We start from the raw sequence: 339 nt of genomic DNA on the forward strand, positions 1-339 counted from the left end.
TCCCATTGCTGGTGAGTTTGGGCTAATTGAGCCTGTGATTCCTCCCATTGCTGGTGAGTTTGGGCTAATTGAGCCTGCGATTGTTGCAATACTGCCTCTGTTTGGTGCAATTGAGCCTGGGATTGTTGCAATACTGTGTCTGTTTGGTGCAATTGAGCCTGGGATTGATCCAACTCCACCTGAGCTTGGTATAGTTGAGACTGTACTCGCTTCAACTCCCCTCTACTCTGATGCAATTGACTTTCAGACTGATCTAACTGCGTCTGAATCTGATGCAATTGACTTTCAGATTCCTCTAACTGCGTCTGAATCTGATGCAATTGACTTTCAGACTGATCT

1 pseudogene is annotated in these 339 nt (G+C 45.7%); it reads right to left on the reverse strand.

The features are described from left to right. Nucleotides 1-339 (reverse strand): annotated as a pseudogene (locus QUA24_RS02910) (FkbM family methyltransferase); the annotation flags it as partial.

It is taken from the genome of Microcoleus sp. Pol12B5, assembly GCF_036701335.1.
Taxonomy (GTDB): Bacteria; Cyanobacteriota; Cyanobacteriia; order Cyanobacteriales; family Microcoleaceae; genus Microcoleus.